Here is a 21234-nt window from a genome sequence, read left to right as displayed (position 1 = left end):
ACGACGATGCACATGGACCGTACCGACGACCGCCGCCACCGCCTGCTCGAGCCGCTCAAGCGCGGCCTGGCCGCGCTGTTGTGCTGCACCGTCACCTGGACCTCGCTGCCGCTGTACGCGCAGGTCGCGCCGGTCGCCAATCCGGACGGGCGCCAGCCCGGCCAGCAGGCCGCCGCCAACGGCGTGCCGGTGGTCGACATCGTCGCCCCCAACGCGCGCGGCGTCTCGCACAACCGCTATTCGCGCTTCGACGTCGGCAGCAACGGCCTGATCCTCAACAACAGCGCGCAGATCTCCAAGACCGAACTCGGCGGCTACATCGCCGGCAACGACAATCTGAAGAACAGCGGCGCGGCCACGCTGATCCTCAACGAAGTCACCTCCACCACCAGCCGCCTGCAGGGCTATACCGAGATCGCCGGGGCCAAGGCGCAGCTGGTGATCGCCAATCCCAACGGCATCGTCTGCGACGGCTGCGGCTTCCTCAACACCTCGCGCGTCACCCTGGCCACCGGCACCCCGCTGCTCGGCGCCGATGGCGCGTTGAACGGGTTCTCCATCACCGGCGGCGCGCTGAGCGTCGGCAGCAACGGCCTGGACGCCTACAACGTCGACCGCCTGGACCTGCTGTCGCGGCAGTTGAGCGTGGGCGGTTCGGTGTGGGCCAAGGACCTGCTGGCCAGCGCCGGTGCGCAGCGCATCGGCTACGACGGCATGCTGCTGGAGGTGCTGCCGGGCAGCGACGGCGCCCCCCCGGCGATCGGCATCGACGTGGCGTATCTGGGCGGCATGTACGCCGACCGCATCCGCCTGATCGCCACCGAGGCCGGTGTCGGCGTGGTCAGCCGCGGCACCCTGTCCGCGCAGAGCGGCAGCCTGCAGATCGATAGCGCTGGCCAGCTGACCCTGGCCGGCACCGCGGTGGCCCGCGACGACGTCGACCTGCGCGCGGCCGGCGCGCTGAGCCAGCAGGGCGTGCTCGGCTCGCAGCAGGCCGGCGTGCGCCTGCGCGCCGCGCAACTGGCGCTGAGCGGCGACACCATCGCCCACAGCCTGCTCGACGCCGCCGCCAGCGGCGCGCTGGCGCACAGCGGGCGCAGCAGCGCCGGCGCCATCACCCTGTTCGGCTCGGAGCTGGATGCCGGCGGCAGTCTCTACAGCGGCGGCGATCTGGCGCTGAGCGCCAGCGGCGAGTTGCGCAGCAGCGGCAGCGCCTACGCCGGCGGCGCGGCGCAGCTGCAGGCCGGAGCGGCCTGGCTGCAGCAGGGCGGTACCGTGCAGAGCGCCGGCAGCCTGGCGGTGCAGGCGGCGCGGATCGACGCCGCCGGCGTGCTCGACGCCGGCGCCGGCCTCAGCCTGCGCAGCGACGCCGACATGCGCCTGTCCGGCCTTGCGCAGTCCTGGCAGGACGCGAGCGTGCAGGCCGGCGGCCGCCTGGACACGCTCGGCCAGCTCAGCGCCGGCGGGCGCCTGGACCTGGGCGCGGCGGCGATCGGCAATGCGACCGGTGCGGTGGTCTCGGCCGGCGGCGACATCGCGCTGGCGACGCCGGGCGCGCTGGACAACGCCGGCACCCTGTATGCCGGCCGCGACCTGCGCATCGACGCGGCCAGCGTCGGCAACTCCGGCGGCAGCTACGCCGGGCGCAACGCCACGCTCGCCAGCACGGCGGCGCTGAACAACAGCGGCAGCCTGGTGGCCGGCGCGGCGCTGAGCGTGGACGCGGCGCAACTGCGCAGCAGCGGCGAACTCGGCAGCCAGGGCGGCGACGTCGCCCTGCGCAGTCGCGGCGACCTGGCCCTGGCCGGGCAGGTGGCGGCAAAGGGCGCGCTGACCGCGCAGGCCGGCGGCGCGTTGCTGCAATCGGGCACCCTGGGCGCGGGCAGCGCGCAACTGCGGGCGGCCGGCGACGCCACGCTGGACGGTGTGGTCCGCACCGATGGCGATCTGCAGTTGAGCGCCGATGGCCAGTTGCGCAGCAGCGCCACCCTGGCGGCCGGCGGCAATGCCACGCTGCATGCGCAGGGCGCATTGCTGCAGAGTGGGCAGGTGCAGAGCGGCGGCGCACTGGCGCTGGACGGCGCCAGCATCGCCCAGGCCGGCGTGCTCGATGCCGGCACCACCCTGGCGCTGCGCAGCGCCGGCGACCTGTCGCTGGCCGGCACCGTGCAGTCGCGTGGCGACCTCGCGCTGAGCAGCGCCGGGGCGCTGCAGAACCAGGCCCAGGTGGTGGCCGGCGGCGCGCTCAGCGCCAACGCCGTCAGCCTGAGCAACGCCGCTGGCGCCAGCCTGTCGGCCCTGGGCGATGCCAGCCTGAGCAGTGCGACCGTGCTGTCCAACGACGGCCACCTGTACGCCGGTGGTGCGCTCGGCCTGCGCGCCGGCAGCCTCGCGCAGACCGGCTCGGCCAATGCCGGCACGACGCTGACGCTGACCGTCGATGGCGCCGTCGCCAACCAGGGCGATCTGGTCGGCGGTGACGCCGTCCAGCTCGATGTGGGCAGTCTCGCCAGCAGCGGCCAGCTCGGCAGCCAGCGCGGCCAGGTCGTGCTGAACAGCCGCGGCGACATGCAACTCGACGGCGTGGTCGTGGCCGCCGGCGCCTTGAACGCGCAGGCGCTGGGCGATCTGCAGCAGCGCGGCAGCCTGCGTGCGGCCGGCGTGCAGCTCGCTGCCGCGGGCAGCCTGGGCGTGGCCGGCACGGTGCAGAGCACCGACATCCTGCAACTGCAGGCGCAACGTGCGCTGCGCGTGGACGGCCAGGCCAGCGCGAGCGGCGCGGTCGGCGTCAACGCCGCCAGCGTCGCGTTGGGGAACGGCGCCATCCTGCAGAGCGCCACCGCCCTGCAGGTGGACACCGCCGCGCTGGACAGCCAGGGCACGCTGGACGCGGGCACCGATCTGCGCCTGCACAGCACGGGCGACATGCACCTGGCCGGCATCGCCCAGGCCGGGCGCGACGTCGCGGTGCTGGCCGGCGGCACCCTGGACAACCAGGCCAAGGTGTTCGCCGGACGCGCGCTGCAGCTCACCGCGGCCAGCGCCCGCAACCAGGCGCAAGGCCAGTGGCTCGCGCAGACGACGCTCGACGCCAGCGTGCAGGGCAACGTCGACAACGCCGGTCTGGTACAGGCCGGCCAGGCCGCGAAATTGACCGTCGGCAGCCTGCAACAGACGGGCCGCAGCTATGCCGGCGATACGTTGACCGTGCAGGCGGCCACCGCACTGACCAACAGCGGTGACTTGATCGGCAAGCACGATGTGGCGATCAGCGCCGGCAGCGTGGCCAGCAGCGGCCAGCTCGGCAGCCAGGATGGACAGCTCGGCGTCGTCAGCGCCGGCGATCTGCAAGTGACCGGCACCCAGATCGCCGGCACCGCGCTGCATCTGCAGGCGGCGGGCGATCTGCTCCACGCCGGTACCAGCAAGGCGCAGTCCGTGCAGCTGGAGGCGGGGCGCGATCTGAGCATGGCCGGCACGGTGCAAAGTGCGTCGACCCTGCAGGCGCAGGCGCTGCGCGCGCTGCAACTGGACGGGCAGGCGCTGGCCGGCGGCAACGTGCAGCTGCGCGGCGCCAGCGTCGGCACCGGCAGCGCCGCGGTGCTGCAGAGCACCGCGGCCATCGCCGTGGACGGCGGCAGCATCGACAGCCAGGGCGCGCTCGACGCCGGCACCGACCTGGCCCTGCACAGCCAGGACGCGTTGCGCCTGGCCGGCATCGCCCAGGGCGGCAACGATGTGCTGCTGACCGCCGCCGGTGCGTTCGACAACAGCGCCCGCGTGGTGGCCGGGCGCGATCTGCAGGTGCAAGCGGCGAGCGCGGTCAACCGCGCTGCCGGCACGCTGGCCGCCGGCCGCGGGCTGGATCTGCACATCGATGGACTGCTCGACAACGCCGGCCTGCTGCGCGGCGAGCAGGCGCTGACCCTGCAGGCGGGCAGCCTGCAGCACAGCGGCACGCTCTCCACCGGCCGGGCGCTGACGCTGCGCAGCAGCGGCGCGATGGACAACCGCGGCAACGTGATCGCCGGCGGCGACCTGCTGGTGGACGTGGGCAGCCTCAGCAACAGCGGCCAGCTCGGCAGCCAGAACGGTCAGGTCACGCTCACCAGCCAGGGCGACCTGCAGCTGGGCGGCAGCGTGATCGCCGCGCAGGCATTGAACGCCACCGCGCTGGGCGACCTGCGCCTGGACGGCGTGGCCAAGGCGCGCGCGATCGCCCTGAGCGGGCGCGATGTGGGCGTTGCCGGTGCGTTGCAGAGCGCCACCGGCGCGACGCTGCAGGCGCAGCGCGCGCTCAGCGTCGATGGCCAGGCATTGGCCACCGGCGACCTGCAACTGCAGGGTGCCAGCGTGACCACCGGCAACGCGGCGGTGCTGCAGAGCGCGGCCGGTGCCATCACCCTGCAAGGCGGCAGCCTCGACAGCCGCGGCACGCTCGACGCCGCCACCGATCTGGCCTTGCGCAGCGATGGCGCCCTAACCGTGGCCGGCGTCGCCCAGGCCGGGCGCGATGTCGCGCTCGCCGCAGGCACCCAACTGACCAATGCCGCGCAGGTGCTGGCCGGCCGCGACCTCAGCGTCGCCGCCACCGGCATCGCCAATACCCAAGGCGGCAGCCTCGCCGCGAAGGGCGCGCTGGCCCTGACCACCGCCGGCACCCTCGCCAACGCCGGCACCTTGCAGTCCGGCCAGGCCATGACCCTGCAGGTCGGCGACCTGCAGCACAGCGGCCAGGCCTACGCCGGCGACACGCTGAGCCTGCGCGCCAGCGGCGCCATCGACAGCCAGGGCGAGCTGATCGCCAAGCGCGACCTGCAGCTCGACGCCGCGCGCATCGCCAGCACAGGCCAGCTCGGCAGCCAGAGCGGCCAGGTGACGCTGACCAGCCAGGGTGATCTGACATTGGGCGGCACCGTCGCCGCCGCCACCGCACTCAGCGCGCAGGCGCAGGGCGATCTGCTGCAGACCGGCACGCTCAGCGCGCAGGCGCTGGACCTGCGTGCGGGGCGCGACCTGACCCTTGGCGGCCAGCTCGCCACGACCCAGGGACTGCAAGCGCAGGCGCAGCGCGATCTGCAGGTGAACGGCACCGTCAGCGCCGGCCAGAGTGCCACCCTGCAGGCCGGCGGCACCCTGCGCAGCGGCAGCCAGAGCGTGCTGCACAGTGCCGGCGCGCTGCAATTGAACGGCGCGGCCATCGACAGCCAGGGCACCGTCGACGCCGGCACCACGCTGGCGATGACCAGCACCGGCGATCTCGCTCTCGGCGGCCTGGTGCAGGCCGCATCGACCATCGACCTGCGTGCCACCGGCGCGCTCACCAACGCCGCTCAGGTGGTCGCTGGCAGCGACCTGAGCCTCACCGCCGCCAGTGCCACCAACAGCGGCAGCGGCACGCTCGCCGCCCTGGGCAACGCCACCTTCACCGTGAGCGGCCTGCTCAGCAACGCCGGCGCGCTGCGTGCGCGCCAGCGCCTGCAGCTGGACGTCGGTTCGCTGCAGCAGACCGGGCGCAGCTACGGCGTGCAGCGCCTGGCGCTGACCGCCAACGGTGCGGTCGACAATCGCGGCGACCTGATCGCCGGCAGCGCCCTGCGCGTGCAGGCGGCCAGCGTCGCCAGCAGCGGCCAGCTCGGCAGCGAAACCGGCGACGTGGCCCTGGTCAGCCAGGGCGACCTGAACCTGGGCGGCACCCTGGCCTCGGCCGGCGGGTTCAGCGCGCAGGCCGGCGGCGCGCTCAACCAGAGTGGCGCCTTGAGCGCGGCGACCACGCTGCAACTGCAGGCGCACGGCGACCTGACCGTGGCCGGCACCCTCAACGCCAACCAGGTCCTGCTCGGTAGCGACGCCAGCGTGCTCCAGCACGGCACCGTCAGCGGTGCGGACATCGCGCTGCAGGGCCAGCGTATCGACAACGCCGGGCAGACCCTGTCCAGCGGCAATCTGCGCCTGAGCGGCGGGGATGTCGCCATCGGCGGCGTGGCCGCGGCCGGCGTGCGCGCCGATGGCAGCCTCGGCAACAGTGGCGCGCTGACCCTGCATGCCGATGGCACGCTCAGCGCCAGCGGCCGCCTGATCGCCGCCGGCAACCTCGCCGCCGATGCCACGCAACTCGCGCTGGCCGGCAGCACCGCCCGCGTCGGCGGCAACGCCACGCTGACCGCAAGCGGCGACGTGGACCACCGCGGCGCCGACCTGCTCGCCGGCGGCCTGCTCACCGTGCGCGCGGGTGGCGCGCTGGATAACAGCGCGCTCAACGGCGTCGGCGGCACGCTGCAGGCGGCGGGCCTTGACCTGGGCGCGGCGACGCTGCGCAACGGCAGCGGCAGCCTGGTGCAGAGCGGCAGCGGCACCACCCGCATCGCGGTCACCGGCGCGTTCGACAACGGCGGCGGCCGCCTGGTCAGCAACGGCGGCGACCTGCAACTGGGCGCGGCGTCGATCAACAACGCACAAGGGCGCATCGAACACGCCGGTGGCGGCACGCTGATGGTCAGCAGCAGCGGCGCCCTCGGCAATGCCGGCGGGCGCATCCTCACCCAGGGCCAGCTGCAGCTCAGTACCGGCAACACGCTGGACAACCAGGGCGGCGCCATCGCCGCGGCCGGCGATGCCAGCGTCACCGCGGCCGGCCTGGGCAATATCGGCGGCAGCGTGTCCGGACGCGGCTTGAATGTGCAACTGGGCAGCGGCGCGCTCGACAACCGCCTCGGCGTGGTGCAGGCCACCGGCGGCAGCCTGGTGCTGCGCGCCGACAGCCTCGAAAACCGCGGCGGCACCATGCAGGCGCTGAGCAGCGGCGGTGCGGGTGGCGACCTGCGCGTGGATCTGGCGCATACGTTGAACAACGACGCGGGCGTGATCGGCGCCAGCACCGATCTGACGCTGAACGCGGAGAACGCGAGCAACAGCGGCGGGACCCTGCAGGCCGGGCGCGACCTGGCGTTGACCGCGCGCGGCCAGCTCGACAATCACCAGAGCGGCCGCATCGGCGCCGCCCGCGACCTCAGCGTCGCCGTCACCGGCGCGCTGCTCAATAGCGGCGGCCAGCTCGACAGCGGCAACGCCATGACCCTGTCCGGCGGCCGCATCGACAACAGCCAGGGCAGCGTCGTCAACAACGGCGGCGGCCTGACCCGGCTCACCACCGGCGGCGAGTTGCGCAACGTCGGCGGCAGCCTGGGCGGGCGCGGCAGCGTGGTGCTCGACGCCGTCAGCATCGCCAACGGCAGCGGGCAACTGGTGGCCGGCGGCGACCTGATCGCCAACACCAATGCGCTCGACAACCAGGGCGGCAGCGTCTACGCCGGCGCCAGCATGCTGTTGCAGCGGAGCGGCGCCACGCTCGACAACCGCAACGGCAGGATCAAGGCCGAGCAGGCGGTGCGCCTGACCCTGCAGAGCCTGAGCAACAGCGGCGGCCAGATCGGCGCCGGCAGCAGCGCCGGCGGCGCGGGCGACGTGGTGATCGACACCGTCGGCTTCGACGGCGGCGGCAGCATCCTCGGCCAGAACCTGCTCGACCTGACCATCCGCAGCGATTACACCCACCGTGCCGGTGCCGACATCACCAGCAACGGCGACTTCCGCCTGGCGGTGGGCGGCAACTTCGTCAACGCCTCGGTGCTGCAGGCCGGGCGCAGCCTGGGCATCAACGCCAGCAACATCAGCAATCTCGCCGGCGCCAGCATGCGCTCGGGCAACGTGCAGTTGAACACCGGCGGCAGCGTCAGCAACGCCGGCGACATCTCCGCCAGCGGCAACCTGCAGGTCACCTCGGGGTCGGTGTCCAACACCGGCAGCCTGGTCGGCGGCAACGTGCTGGTGGACACCGGCACCCTGGTCAACGGCGCCGACCTGGGCAGCGCCACTGACAACGCCGCCTACGGCAGTGCGCTGATCGGCGCCACCAGCGGCATGACCCTGCTGGTGCGCGACCAGTTGGTCAACCGCGATGCGCGCATCTTCAGCCTCGGCAACATCGCCATCGGCGCCGCGCGCGACGGCAACGGCACGCTCACCGCGCGCACCGGCACGCTGGACAACGTCTCCGGCAGCATCGAGGCCGATGGCAGCATCCTGATTGCGGCCAATCAGATCAACAATCGGCGGCGGGTGCTGAGTACGCAGACCGGCCCGCTATCGGATGCGGACAAGGCAGCGGCCAATGCGGCGATGCCGAGCGAGCGGATCGACAGCAGAAGCATCGTCTATCCCAAGGTCCCGTACTACATCTATTACCCGTATCGTGGCGAAGCGCCAGGCGTATTCCGCAGCTATTCTGTTGAGCAGCGCGAACGTCTGATCGCGGCTAGCGCCGAAGGGCGCATCGCGGCCGGTGGCAACATCGCCCTGTCCGGCAGCGTGACCAACAATGCATCGACGATTGCTGCTGCTGGCGCGCTGATGGTCAACCAGCGCGGTGTCGCAGGTCTTTACGACGGCATGGTCACTGGCAACGAGTCCGTGGCGAACCAGGCGCTGGCGCTGAAGCAGCAGGTTGTTCAGCGCGATGTGGAGCACAAGGTCACTGCCTACATCGACGACTGTGCGGGAACGCCTGTATCGGGAATCAACAAGGGCAAAAAACCGATCTGCGGGTACGACGAGACGCAGGTGGAACTATCCAGCACCACCGTCGACTCCAGCTACATCGCCCTCGCCGCCAACATGACCGGTGGTCAGGGCGTGGCGATCAGCGGCGCCACCATCAGCAACGGCGCGGTCGGCAGCGACGGCCGCAGCATCGGCGGCGCGTCCTTCAACGCCACCCAGGGCGGGGCCCTGAACCGGTACGGCACGATGAGCGCCGACGGCGCCGGCGGTATCGCCGTGCAGGCGCAGACCGCTGCGACGCCGACCAAGGCCAACGTCGGCAACCGGATCGCCACCGCCAGCCTCGGTGCCATCCGCATCGACGACGGCCAGGCCACCCTGGCCGATGGCGGCAGTGCCACTGCGTCCCAGGTCCAGGCCAGCGGCGTGCAGGCCCAGCTCGGCGGCGCCGGCAGCGGCAGCCGCAGCCAGGTCCAGGCCGGCTCCGCGCAGGCGGTGCTGACCGCCGGCAGCGTGCCCGGCCAGTACCAGCAGATCGACCCAGGTACCGGCCAAGTGCCACAGGTGGTCGGCGGCGTCGGCGCGCCGCTGGGCAACATCGTGCTGCCGATGGGCGGGCTGTACCGCCTGGTCGGCAGCAACGGCGCCAGCGTCAACACGCTGGGCCGCGCCGCCAACGGCCTGGGCGGAGTCAAGGCCAACACCAGCGCCCCCGGCCGCCGCTACCTGATCGAGACCGATCCGCGCTTCGTCGACTACAACAATTTCATCAGCAGCGATTACCTGCTGGACAAGCTCGGCGTGGATCCGCAGTGGACGCAGACCCGCCTGGGCGATGGTTTCTACGAACAGCGCCTGGTGCTGGACCAGATCACCCAGCTCACCGGCCGCCGCTACCTGGGCAACTACGCCGACGGCGTGGCCCAGTACCGCGCACTGCTCGATGGCGGCGTCGCCGAGGCCGGCACCCTGCACCTGAGCGTGGGCGTGGCGCTGACCGCCGACCAGGTCGCCGCGCTAACCCACGACATCGTGTGGATGGTGGAACAGGAGTACCAGGGCCAGAAGGTGCTGGTGCCGGTGGTGTACCTGGCGTCGAAGACCGCGCTGACCCTGCGCAGCGACGGCGCGCTGTTGGCCAGCGACAACGGCGACGTCTCGCTCAACGCCACGGCTGGCCTGAGCAACACCGGCACCATCGGCGGCGCCAATGTCAGCGCCACCGCCGGCAACCTGCTCAACCAGGGCCGCATCGTGTCCAGCGGCACCGTGCAGTTGCAGGCCAATCAGGACCTGCTCAACCTCGGCGGCCAGATCGCCGGCCGCGACGTGCTGCTCAGTGCCGGTCGCGACCTCACCAGCACCACCCGCGACGCCCTCGCCGGCGGCGACCTGCGTTCGGGCATCACTGCCGGCAACAACCTGCTGCTGCAGGCCGGCCGCGACCTCAGCCTGACCGGTACCACCGTGCAGGCCGGCAACAGCGCCGCACTGCTGGCGGGCAACAACCTCACGCTGCAGCCGACCGCGCTGCGCAACGACGGCGGTCTGATGCGCGGTGGCGATGGCACCAGCCTGACCGTCGGCAACAACCTGTCCCTGCAGGCCGGCAACGACCTGCAATTGCACGGGGTGGCGATCGCCGCCGGCGGCAACGCCGCGCTGCAGGCCGGCCACGACCTGTCGCTGACCCCGGTCGCCGATGCCAACGGCAAGGCCACGGTGCGCACCAGCATCGCTACCGGCGGCAGCCTGCAACTGGCGGCCGGCAACGACCTCACCATCCGCCAGGCGCACGTGAAGGCCGGCGGCGACCTGATCGCTGCGGCCGGGCACGATCTCAACGTGACCTCGGTGCTGGGCGACAGCCGCACCGTCACCGACCAGACCCGTCAGGGCAAGACCAAGGTCGTCACCACCACCACCACCCAGGACATCGACCAGCAGGCGCTCACCGCCGGCGGCAACCTGGTGCTCAGCGCCGGCCACGACGTCAACCTGACCGCCGCCAAGCTCGACGCCGGCAAGGGTTTGGCGGTGGTCGCAGGCAACGACCTCAACAGCACCACGCTGACCACGGTCGACAGCAGCACCACCCTGGAGACGCGCAAGCGCTTCAAGCAGACCACCCGCACCCGCGACGAGACCGTCCACGGCACCGAGTTCACCGCCGGCGGCGACATCGCCCTGCAGTCCGGCCACGACGTGAACCTGACCGCGGCCAAGGCGTTCACCGAGACCGGTGCGCTGGCGGTGTCCGCCGGCAACGACGTCAACCTGCTTGCCGCGCAGGAGCAGCACGACGCCGTGCAGGACATGCAGAAGAAGAAAAACGGCTTCCTATCCAGCAAGACCACCACCACGCACGACGAGTGGCACGACAGCACCGCAGTGGCGACCACGCTCAGCGGCGACACCGTGCAGATCGCCGCCGGTCACGACCTGCTCTCGCAAGGCGCGCAGGTCGCCGGCACGGGCAATGTCGTCGTTGCTGCGGGCAACGACCTGACACTGGAGACGGCGCAAAACACGCACAGCGAAGAGCACGACAAGAAGGTCAAGAAGACCGGCCTGTACAGCGGCGGCGGCTTCAGCGTCACCCTGGGTGCGAGCAAGCAGACCAACACGCTCGACACCACTGAGGTGAGCCAGAGCGGCAGCCTGGTGGGCAGCACCGATGGCTCCGTCACCCTCACCGCCGGCAATGCCGTGGCGATCACCGGCAGCGACGTGCTGAGCAAGACCGGCACCGCCATCGTCGGCAAGGACGTGACAATCGCAGCGGTCGAGAACCGTGTGGATACGATGCAGACGTCCAAGCAGCAGAGTGCCGGGATCACCCTTGGATTGACCGGTGGCTTGGTCGATGCGGTGCAAACCGCGTATGGGGCGGTCAAGCGTGGCTCGGATGTAGACGACGATCGCCTCAAGGCGCTCTACGCGGCGAAGGCCGGTTACGCGATCGGCGATGCGGCTGGTCTGGCCAGCAACGGCCTGAAGGGCTACAACGGCGAAGCAGTTGCCGGCAACATGACGAGAACCGGTGAGGCGTCAGCCGATGGTGCTCAGGGAGCGGCCAATGCCACCGGCGTGAGCCTGCGCATCGGCATCGGTGCCAGCAGCGCGTCCAGCAAGACGACGACCCACGAAGAGACCACCGGCGGCAGCCGCATCCTCAGCGACGGCAATGTGACCATCGCGGCCACGGGCGGCGATCTCAACGTCATCGGCAGCAAGATCGCCGGCGACAACGTCGCATTGGCGGCGGCGAACAACCTCAACCTGCTGAGTCAGCAGGAAACCAACACGACCAAGTCGGAAAACAAGAACGCCGGCGGCGAGATCGGTGTCAGCGTCGGCGCAACGACCGGCTACTACCTGACCGTGTCGGCCGGCAAGGGCAACGCCAAGGGCAACAGCAACCTCCACACCGAGAGCGTGGTCACGGCCAACGACACGCTGACCTTGGCCAGCGGCAACGACACCACGATCAAGGGCGCGCAGGCGATCGGCGACACCGTGCTGGCCAAGGTCGGTGGCGACCTGCTGATCCAGAGCGAGCAGGACACCAACGACTACAAGAGCAAGCAGCAGCAGGCCAGCCTGACCCTGGCGACCGGCTCCGGGAGTGGTGGCAGCTACAGCCAGCAGAAGGTCAACAGCAACTACATCAGCGTCAAGGAACAGAGCGGCATCCAGGCGGGCAACGGTGGATTCGATATTACCGTCGGCGGCGACACCCATCTCATTGGCGGCGCCATTGCCAGCACCGCCGACGCTGAGAAGAACCGTCTGTCCACCAACGGTTTGACGGTGGAGGACCTGCAGAACAAGGCCGAGTACAAGAGCAGTGGCGTGTCGGTCGGCGGTGGGACCGGAAGCAGCATGGTCAGTGTTGCCGCGCGAACCGGGCTGAGCATGCTGGGTAACAGCAGCGACAGCAGCAGTAGCACTACCAAGAGTGACATCGCCGCTGGCACGGTGGAGGTGCGCAACGGCGACACCGCGGCGCTGTCGGGCCTGGACCGCAAGACCACCGAGTTGCAGCAGTCGGGCCTGAAGGAAATCTTCGACGAGAAGAAGCTGGCAGAGCAGAAGGAGTTGGCCGCCGTGGCGGGCGAGGTCGGGTTCCGTGTTGCTGGCGATGTTGCCTCGGCGATGCAACTTAAGGCACAGCAGAACTTGATCAATGCCCCGGACGAGGAGACTCGAAAAGCAGCACAAGCCCGTCTTGAGTCGTGGAGCGACGGGGGAGTGAACAAGATACTGCTGCATGGCTTGACGGGCGCCGCCGTCGCCGCACTGGGCGGTGACGGCGCGCTGCAAGGTGCTGCAGCCGCTGCTGGCGCTGAAGCTGCCAAGAGCGCGATGTCGGACTATCTGGTCGCCCACGGGGTGACGGACAAGGAAACGTACAACGCCTTGATGGAACTGGGCAGCGCGGCGATCGGCGGTGTGTTGGGTGGACAGGACGGAGCCAACACGGCGCTATCGGGCGATAGATTCAACCGGCAGTTGCATCCGGAAGAGGTGACCTGGATCCGTCAGAACGCCGCGACATTCGCTTTGCAGGAAGGAATTAGCGAAGAGGAAGCAACGCGTCGCCTAACCGTGGAAGCAGCAGCGCGCGTGGATGCAAAGATCAATGGACTTATTGGGAACACCAAAGTTGATGAGAGTGCGCAAGCATTCCTGAGTACCAATACCAACGATTATGCTGGGGAGCGTGCGTTCCAGGCGACCGACGCCGAATACAACAACTTTCATCTGTATGGAAACGAGTTGGCGTCCAGTCCTGACAATTTCCTCACTGTTTACAACAGCCTCTATCAGGCGGGTATTCACAAGGACACCCTGCAGGCGAACTACAGCCCGGAATTGCTGACGTTTGCGGATACGCAGATCGGGTCCTCCGGTCGGGGTGTGCTGGCGGTACCTGCCGCAGGCCTTGTACTTGGTGGTGGAGCTGCAGTCGGCGTCGTGGCGACCCCGGCTGCTATAACGGCATGTTTTGGAAATCCAATTGCCTGCAATGCGCTAGCAGTTGGGGCAGCAGATGTTGTCCTTGGCGATGCTACGGGTGGTCACAGCATCGGTACTGCCGCGAGCGTCGCAGAGCGGAAGGCTGCACAAGTTATTGCAGACGCGACGGAAAAGGTGGCCCTCAAAGAAGGGGCTAAGTTGGAAGGTGCTCCGCTAGAATTGGCACTAACAAGTGATGCTGCACGATCGGCAAAGTTACTGGAGAAAGATGCGGAAATAGCTAAAGCCGGTAACGGAGAGGGCTTGTTTCTCAAAGAAAACATTGGCCCTTACGAGCCGCCAAGTAAAGTTATGGGGCAGTCAACTGAAATTTCCTGTGTCGCAGCAAGTTGTCGAATGGCTGCAAATCTCGAAGACATTCCAGAGTTCTATGTGCGGGGCGCTATTAACACCGATCATAGTGGCGCCTGGCTTTCAGATGTGCCAAATGGGTTGCGCGATCTTGGCTTTAAAGGCTCTGCGGAATATTTGTCAGGTGCAAGTATTGATAGAATAGCCGAGGCGGCAAATGGGAGTTCTTCAGTTATCGTAAATGTTAGAACTTCTGGTGGCGGCCTCCATGCTATCGTTGTTGATTCCATCGATAGCGGACGTGCGTACATTCGAGATCCATGGCCTCTAGGCACTGGTTCTTCCTACTCTGTTCCTGTAAACGATCTGAGGGACGTTCTGGGTAAAGCTTCTAAAACTGGCGAGAAGTTAGGAAGTATCGTAATAATTACGCCGGAGGTAAAAAAATGACCATTATAAGAAATAGATTTAATTGTGATTTATTTAGTTTTGAGGTGGTGACATCGGAAAGACTCAAGCTGATAGGGATATACGATAAAGATTTTAGGTACAAGGAAGGTGGTTTTCAGGGATACTTTGGAGTTAAAATTGAAAGAATTAATTTGGTCAGAATTCTGATCGATTTGCGATCTCTTGGCATCAACTGTTTCAGTGTTCCCCACTGTTATAAAGAGAAGAGATTGCTTGGTAAATCAGAATGTTTACGCTTCGCAAAAAAATACGCTTCTTCTATCGGTGCGAGCGTTGCAGAAGAAGGGATCTTATTATCTCCTGACCTCCCTCTTTATCAAACATTTAATATTGTCGATAGTTGTCAAGAGAAGGCTGGAGGGGTTGTTCGAGTGGATAGATTGGATGGGCACATTTGGACATTGCTGGAATTTGAAGAGTACATGTACGACTTCAATGGGTTGCTTATCTGACTTTATCAGCTCAACCACGGCCGCATCGTCTCCGACGGTACCGTGGCGTTGCAAGCCAGTCAGGATCTGCTGAACTCAGGCGGCCAGATCGCTCGCCGCGACGAGCTGCTCAGTGCAGGGCGCGACTTCACCAGCACCACTCGCAACGCCTCGCCGGCAACAACCTGCTGCTACAGGCCAGCCGCGACCTCAGCCTCACCGGCACCACCGTGAAGGCCAGCAACAGTGCCGCGCTGCTGGCGGGCAACAATCTCAGGCTGCAGCCGACCGCGTTGCGCGATGAGTCCGGCCTGACCCGCGGCGGCGATGGCACCAGCCTGACCGTCGGCAACAACCTGTCCCTGCAGGCCGGCAACGATCTGCAACTGCACGGCGTGGCGATCGCCGCCGGCGGCGACGCCGCCCTGCAGGCCGGGCACGACCTGTCGCTGACCCCGGTCACCGACGCCAACGGCAAGGCGACGGTGCGCACCAGCATCGATACTGGCGGCAGCCTGCAACTGGCCGCCGGCAACGACCTCACCATCCGCCAGGCGCAGGTCAAGGCCGATGGCAACCTGATCGCCGCGGCCGGGCACGATCTCAATGTCACGTCGGTGCTGGGCGATAGCCGCACCGTCACCGACCAGACCCGCCAGGGCAAGACCAGGGTCGTCACCACCACGACCACCCAGGACATCGACCAGCAGGCACTCACCGCTGGCGGCAACCTGGTGCTCAGCGCCGGCCACGACGTCAACCTGACCGCCGTCAAGCTCGACGCCGGCAACGGCCTGGCCGTGGTCGCCGGCAACGACCTCAACAGCACCACGCTGACCACGGTCGACAGCAGCACCACCCTGGAGACGCGCAAGCGCTTCAAGCAGACCACCAGCACCCGCGACGAGACCGTCCACGGCACCGAGTTCACCGCCGGCGGCGACATCGCCCTGCAGTCCGGCCACGACGTGAACCTGACCGCGGCCAAGGCGTTCACCGACAAGGGCGCGCTGGCCGTGTCCGCCGGCAACGACGTCAACCTGCTCGCCGCACAGGAGCAGCACGACGCCGTGCAGGACATGCAGAAGAAGAAAAAGGGCTTCCTGTCCAGCAAGACCACCACCACGCATGACGAGTGGCACGACAGCACCGCGGTGGCGACCACGCTCAGCGGCGACACCGTGCAGATCGCCGCCGGCCACGACCTGCTGTCGCAGGGCGCACAGGTCGCCGGCACCGGCAACGTGGTGGTGGCCGCCGGCAACGATCTGACGCTGGAGACGGCGCAGAACACGCACAGCGAGGAGCACGAGAAGAAGACGAAGAAGTCCGGCATGTTCGGCAGCGGCGGGATCGGCGTGACCTTCGGCACGCAGAAGATCCAGAACAATGCCGACACCGCCGATGTGACGCATGTGGGCAGCACGGTCGGTAGCGTGGAGGGCGACGTCACGCTGGTTGCGGGCAATCGTTACGCGCAGACCGGCGGCGACGTGCTGGCCAATGCCGGCGACATCACGGTGAAGGCAAAGGACATCGCCATCACCGAGGTCCACGACACCACCGATGCCGAGCAGCGCAGCAAGTTCAGCCAAGGCGGCTTGTCGATCACGCTCAGTTCCGCAGCACTGAACCTGGCCCAGTCCGCTTACGATACGGCCAAGGCTGGCTCCAAAGTCAGTGGCGATGCGCGCATGCAGGCGCTGGCGGCGGGGTCCGCGGCCTACAGCGCCTATGGCGCCGCCAGCTCGCTGAGTCAGACCGGAAGCGCACTGGCCAGCGGCAGCGCCGCAAGCGCTGCGCAAGGCGCGAACATCAGCATCGCCGTGACGGTGGGTGGCAGCAAGAGCGAGAGCAAGAGTACCCAGTCGGCCGACCAGGCCAAGGGTTCCAAGCTACAGGCAGGCGGCGACGTCAATCTGATCGCTACTGGCGGCGGCGATGCGAGCAACCTGCTGGTACGCGGCAGCGACGTCACCGCTGGTCACGACCTGCTGCTGGCCGCCGATCACGATGTCACCATCGAGGCCGCGAAGAACACGGCCGAACAGCACAGCACGAGTAAGAGCAGCAGCGCTGCGGTCGGCGTTGCGATCACCTACGGCGCTGATGGGTTCGCGGCGGGCGTGACGTTGAGCGCCAGTGGGGCGCGTGGCAAGGCCAATGGCGAGGATGTCAGCTACACCAACAGCCATGTGGCTGCGGGCAACAACGCCACGATCATCAGCGGCAACGACACCACGCTCAAGGGCGCACAGGTCTCCGCGGACAAGGTGATCGCCGATGTCGGCGGCAACCTCAACATCGAGAGCCTGCAGGACAGCAGCAGCTACGCCAGCAAGGACAAGTCGATCGGTGGCAACGTCACGTTCGGCATCGGGTTCAGTGCCAGCGCCAGCTACAGCAGCAACAAGGTCAATGGCGACTACGCCAGCGTCACCGAGCAGAGCGGCATCCAGGCCGGCAAGGGCGGGTTCGACATCACCGTGGGCGGCAACACCGACCTGAAGGGCGCGGTGATCGCCAGCAGCCAGGATGCGATCGACCAAGGCAAGAACCGCCTGAGCACCGGCACGCTGACGTACAGCGACATCGCCAACACCAGCAGCTATGACGCCAAGGGCATCAGCCTGTCGGGCGGCTACAGCGTCGGCACCGACGACGATAAGGCCAAGGGCAGTGAGGGCCAGACACCTTCCACCACCAACAATGGCAGCAAGTGGTCCTGGCAGAACTACAACACCGGCGCCAACGGCAGTGCGGCCGGCTATGGCCATGAGAGTGGGAACTCGCAATCCACCACGCACAGCGGCATCAGTGGCGGGGCGCTGGTCATCACCGACGAAGCGGGGCAGCAAGCCAAGACCGGCAAGAGCGTAGCGGACGCGCTGGCGGGCCTGAAGCGCGATGTCGTTACGGGCGATGACGCCAATGGCCTGACCAAGCAATGGGATGGGCAGAAGCTGCAGGAGCAGGTGGCGGCGCAGGCGCAGATCACGGCGACGTTTGGGCAGCAGGCCACGCATGTGATTGGCGACTACGCCGAGAAGAAGATGACGGAGGCGGCAGACCTACGTCGGCAGGCCAATGACACGACCGAACCTGACCAGAAGGCGCAACTGACCGCACAGGCCGACCAACTGGAAAGCCAGTGGGGCGATAACGGCAGCTTGCGCGTGCTGGCGCACACCGTGGTCGGGGGACTCACGGGCGGGCTAGAGGGTGCGACGGGCGCCGCTGCAGGAACGCTTGCCGCGCCCGCTGTGGCAACCGCGCTGCGGGAGGCAGGCGTCACCGGGCCATTGGCGGACACGTTGACCGCCTTGGCATCGACAGCGGCGGGTGCGATGGCGGGCGGCACTGCGGGTGCTGCGACGGCCAGCAATGAGGTGGTGAACAACTATCTCAGTCATCCGCAACGCGATGAAAAGGCGCGTGAACTCAGCAAGTGCACGACGGAAGAATGCCGAGAGAATGTAGAGCGAAAGTGGGATGACGTCAGTCTTGCGCAAAGCCGTGAGATGAAGGATCGGTACTTCGACTACCTGACTCCGGAGCAGCAAGCAGCGCTGCTGAGTCTTAAGCCAGGCACCCAGGAATATGACGCGATACTTGCGGCAGGCGTAGCACAAGCTGCCTCAAAAAGCACAATCGGCGTTGGATCGTCTTACAGCCTCGACTATCAGCTGCTGACGGAGAGGGATTGGAATGGGCAGCAAGTTAAAGCGCTGATCGGCGGGGGTTCGCTTGAAGACAGGAATCGTCTAGATACAGCAGTCTTGGGTATCTTTGGTTCTCCAGCGAGATTGACAGCTCTCTTTGGCGGTAGCCCGGAGCAAGTCGCTGCGGCAAATCAATTTGGTGCAAGCATGTACGATGTTGCGGGTGCCGTTGAGGTCTTGGCTCCGCGTAGTACGCGGTCCGGTGATGGGCCGCCCGCATTTGAGCTTTTGGTAAAAAAAGACAAGGTGGTGGAAGTTGGCTTCAATAAGGGTGAGGTCCAGACTTAGACGTGATTAACGTTGTGGCTGATAAGCCAAAGCCTAACTCGGTTGACGTGACGGAGACATTTAGTTATCCATCAAGATATCCTGCTCCAGATGACTATTCTGTTCCAATTTTAAAGAAACAACTGACAGCGAGTTTTGAGCAGCTTCGTGACAAGTTTAAACATGCAGTTGATTTTGGTATTATTGAAGCAAGAAAAAACCCTCAAACAGTCGAGCAGTTTAGATTGGCGTTAGAGAGGCACATGAATTCCCCGGATACAGTGGAAAATGGAACTTATGGTTTTTCAAAAGGCTCGAGGGTTTTTTTCAATGCGCAGACAAACAACGTGGTTGTTGTTGACGACCAAGGGAGCTTTGTAACAGGATTTAAGCTATACCCCGGGAGCCGACAGTTTGAAAATTTCATTAAAAATGGTGTTCTTAGATGAGTATTGTTCTTTTTGATTTCGCAAAGTCTTTCGCATTAGGTAGATTGGATGCGCACGTTTTTTCTGAGGCGTACATAGAGCTTTGGAGAATAGAGCGCGACAGAGGGATTATGATTAAAGACGTGGCTTTGTTGAGTGAGTGTTTGTCTAGCATTTTTTGTTCTGCGGATATGTATAACGAGGATGCGAATACAAGGAGATCCTTCGAATTGGATGAGGCGGGCTTACTTAGCAAAGTATGCGATGAAATAAATAGGTTTGAAAAAGCCAATGTCTGATCATTTTTAATACTGCCTGATGGTGCAGGCATCAGCCTAACCGTCGACAACACAATAGTCTTTACAGGCCGGCCACGTCCTGTCGCTGATCCCGGTCACCGACGCCAACGACAAGGCCACGGTGCGCACAGCATCGCCACCGGCGGCAGCCTGCAATTGGCCGCCGGCAACGACCTCACCATCCGCCAGGCGCAAGTGAAGGCCGATGGCAACCTGATCGCCGCGGCCGGGCACGATCTCAATGTCACGTCGGTTCTGGGCGACAGCCGCACCGTCACCGACCAGAGCCGGCAGGGCAAGACCAAGGTCGTCACCACCACGACCACCCAGGACATCGACCAGCAAGCACTCACCGCCGGCGGCAACCTGGTGCTCAGCGCCGGCCACGACGTCAACCTGACTGCCGCCAAGCTCGACGCCGGCAACGGCCTGGCCGTGGTCGCCGGCCACGACCTCAACAGCACTACGCTGACCACGGTCGACAGCACCACCACCCTGGAGACGCGCAAGCGCTTCAAGCAGACCACCAGCACCCGCGACGAGACCGTCCACGGCACCGAGTTCACCGCTGGTGGCGACATCGCCCTGCAATCCGGCCACGACGTGAACCTGACCGCGGCCAAGGCGTTCACCGACAAGGGCGCGCTGGCCGTGTCCGCCGGCAACGACGTCAACCTGCTCGCCGCGCAGGAGCAGCACGACGCCGTGCAGGACATGCAGAAGAAGAAAAAGGGCTTCCTGTCCAGCAAGACCACGACCACGCATGACGAGTGGCACGACAGCCTGGCCGTCGGCACCTCGCTGGACGCCGGCAGCGTGCAGATCAAGGCAGGCAACGACATCGCCGTGGTCGGCTCGACCGTGCTGGCCCAGCAGGACGCGCGCCTGGTGGCCGGCAACGACGTGGCCATCGTCTCGGCGCAGGATCAGAGCAGCGAGGCGCACAGCAGCGCCCAGAAGAAGTCCGGCTTCAGCGCCAGCTTCTCCGGCGGCGTGGCCAGCCTCGGCTACGGCAAGTCGCGCAGCAGCAGCGACAGCAGCACCGAGAGCACCACCCAGGTGGCCTCGGCGGTCGGTGCCAAGAACGGCAATCTGCTGATCAGTGCCGGCGATCAACTGACCATCGGCGCCTCCGACGTGGCCGCGGGCAAGGACCTGACCCTGGCGGCCAAGGACATCGCGCTGCTCGCGGCACAGGACACGGTGGACAACCAGTCCAACCAGTCGAGCAAGTCCAGCGGCTTCTCCATCGGCGTGACCTACGACCCGGCCGCGGCGTATCGCAGCGCACGCGATTCGGCGACCAGCAACATGCCCGACAGCGGCTCGACCATGGGCAAGCTCAGCCGTCGCGCCGAGGGCGATACGGCCGGCACTGCGGCCGCGCTCACGCCGGTGGTGATCCAGGCGGGATCGCACAGTTCCAATGCCAACCAGAACGACAGCACCAGTACTGCGCGGGTGAGCCAGGTCAGCGCCGGCGGCAACCTGACCCTGCTCGCCAGCGACGGTTCGATCACCAGCCAGGGCACGCAACTGTCGGCCGAGGGCAACGCGCTGTTGCTGGCGAGCCAGAACATCGACCTGGGCGTGGCGCATACCACCGAGTCCAGCGGCAACGATAGCCGCGGCAAGGGCTGGAGCTTCAACAATGCGGCGAGCCTGCCGTTCGGCAACTACAACCAGAAAGGCAACGGCAACGGCCAGACCGACACCATCACCG

General features: G+C 66.7%; 6 protein-coding genes. All 6 read left to right on the top strand.

Annotated features, from left to right (window positions below; translation table 11 throughout):
- Positions 1–12: 12 nt before the first annotated feature.
- Positions 13–14343, top strand: coding sequence for a hemagglutinin repeat-containing protein (locus CEK66_RS02965; RefSeq protein ID WP_152235903.1), 14331 nt, complete (start codon positions 13–15; stop codon positions 14341–14343).
- Positions 14340–14816 carry a hypothetical protein gene (locus CEK66_RS02960; protein ID WP_152235902.1) on the top strand — a complete coding sequence of 159 codons (477 nt, stop codon included), beginning with the start codon at positions 14340–14342 and terminating at the stop codon, positions 14814–14816. The genes CEK66_RS02965 and CEK66_RS02960 overlap by 4 nt, the downstream gene beginning before the upstream one ends.
- A 209-nt stretch (positions 14817–15025) precedes the next feature.
- Entirely contained in the window at positions 15026–18805 is a 3780-nt protein-coding gene (locus CEK66_RS02950) for a hemagglutinin repeat-containing protein (RefSeq protein ID WP_152235901.1), read from the top strand.
- Between the two features lie 14 nt (positions 18806–18819).
- The gene (locus CEK66_RS02945) at positions 18820–19233 is read left to right on the top strand and encodes a colicin D domain-containing protein (RefSeq protein ID WP_226978476.1); all 414 of its coding nucleotides are present in this window, start codon (positions 18820–18822) and stop codon (positions 19231–19233) included.
- Positions 19230–19511 carry a colicin immunity domain-containing protein gene (locus tag CEK66_RS02940; RefSeq protein WP_152235900.1) on the top strand — a complete coding sequence of 94 codons (282 nt, stop codon included), beginning with the start codon at positions 19230–19232 and terminating at the stop codon, positions 19509–19511. Before CEK66_RS02945 ends, CEK66_RS02940 begins: the two co-directional genes overlap by 4 nt.
- Before the next feature lie 156 nt (positions 19512–19667).
- The coding region (locus tag CEK66_RS02935; protein WP_255424678.1) for a hemagglutinin repeat-containing protein at positions 19668–21234 on the top strand (1567 nt) is incomplete at its 3' end.

This window comes from Xanthomonas sp. LMG 12460 (genome assembly GCF_009192895.1).
GTDB lineage: Bacteria > Pseudomonadota > Gammaproteobacteria > Xanthomonadales > Xanthomonadaceae > Xanthomonas_A > Xanthomonas_A sontii.
This window is presented reverse-complemented; position numbering and strand designations above follow the sequence as displayed.

What these genes read in the sequence shown, in the direction of transcription:
- CEK66_RS02965 (WP_152235903.1), top strand. Translation starts at nt 13, where the DNA reads ATGGACCGTACCGACGACCGCCGCCACCGCCTGCTCGAGCCGCTCAAG.
- CEK66_RS02960 (WP_152235902.1), top strand. Translation starts at nt 14,340, where the DNA reads ATGACCATTATAAGAAATAGATTTAATTGTGATTTATTTAGTTTTGAG.
- CEK66_RS02940 (WP_152235900.1), top strand. Translation starts at nt 19,230, where the DNA reads ATGAGTATTGTTCTTTTTGATTTCGCAAAGTCTTTCGCATTAGGTAGA.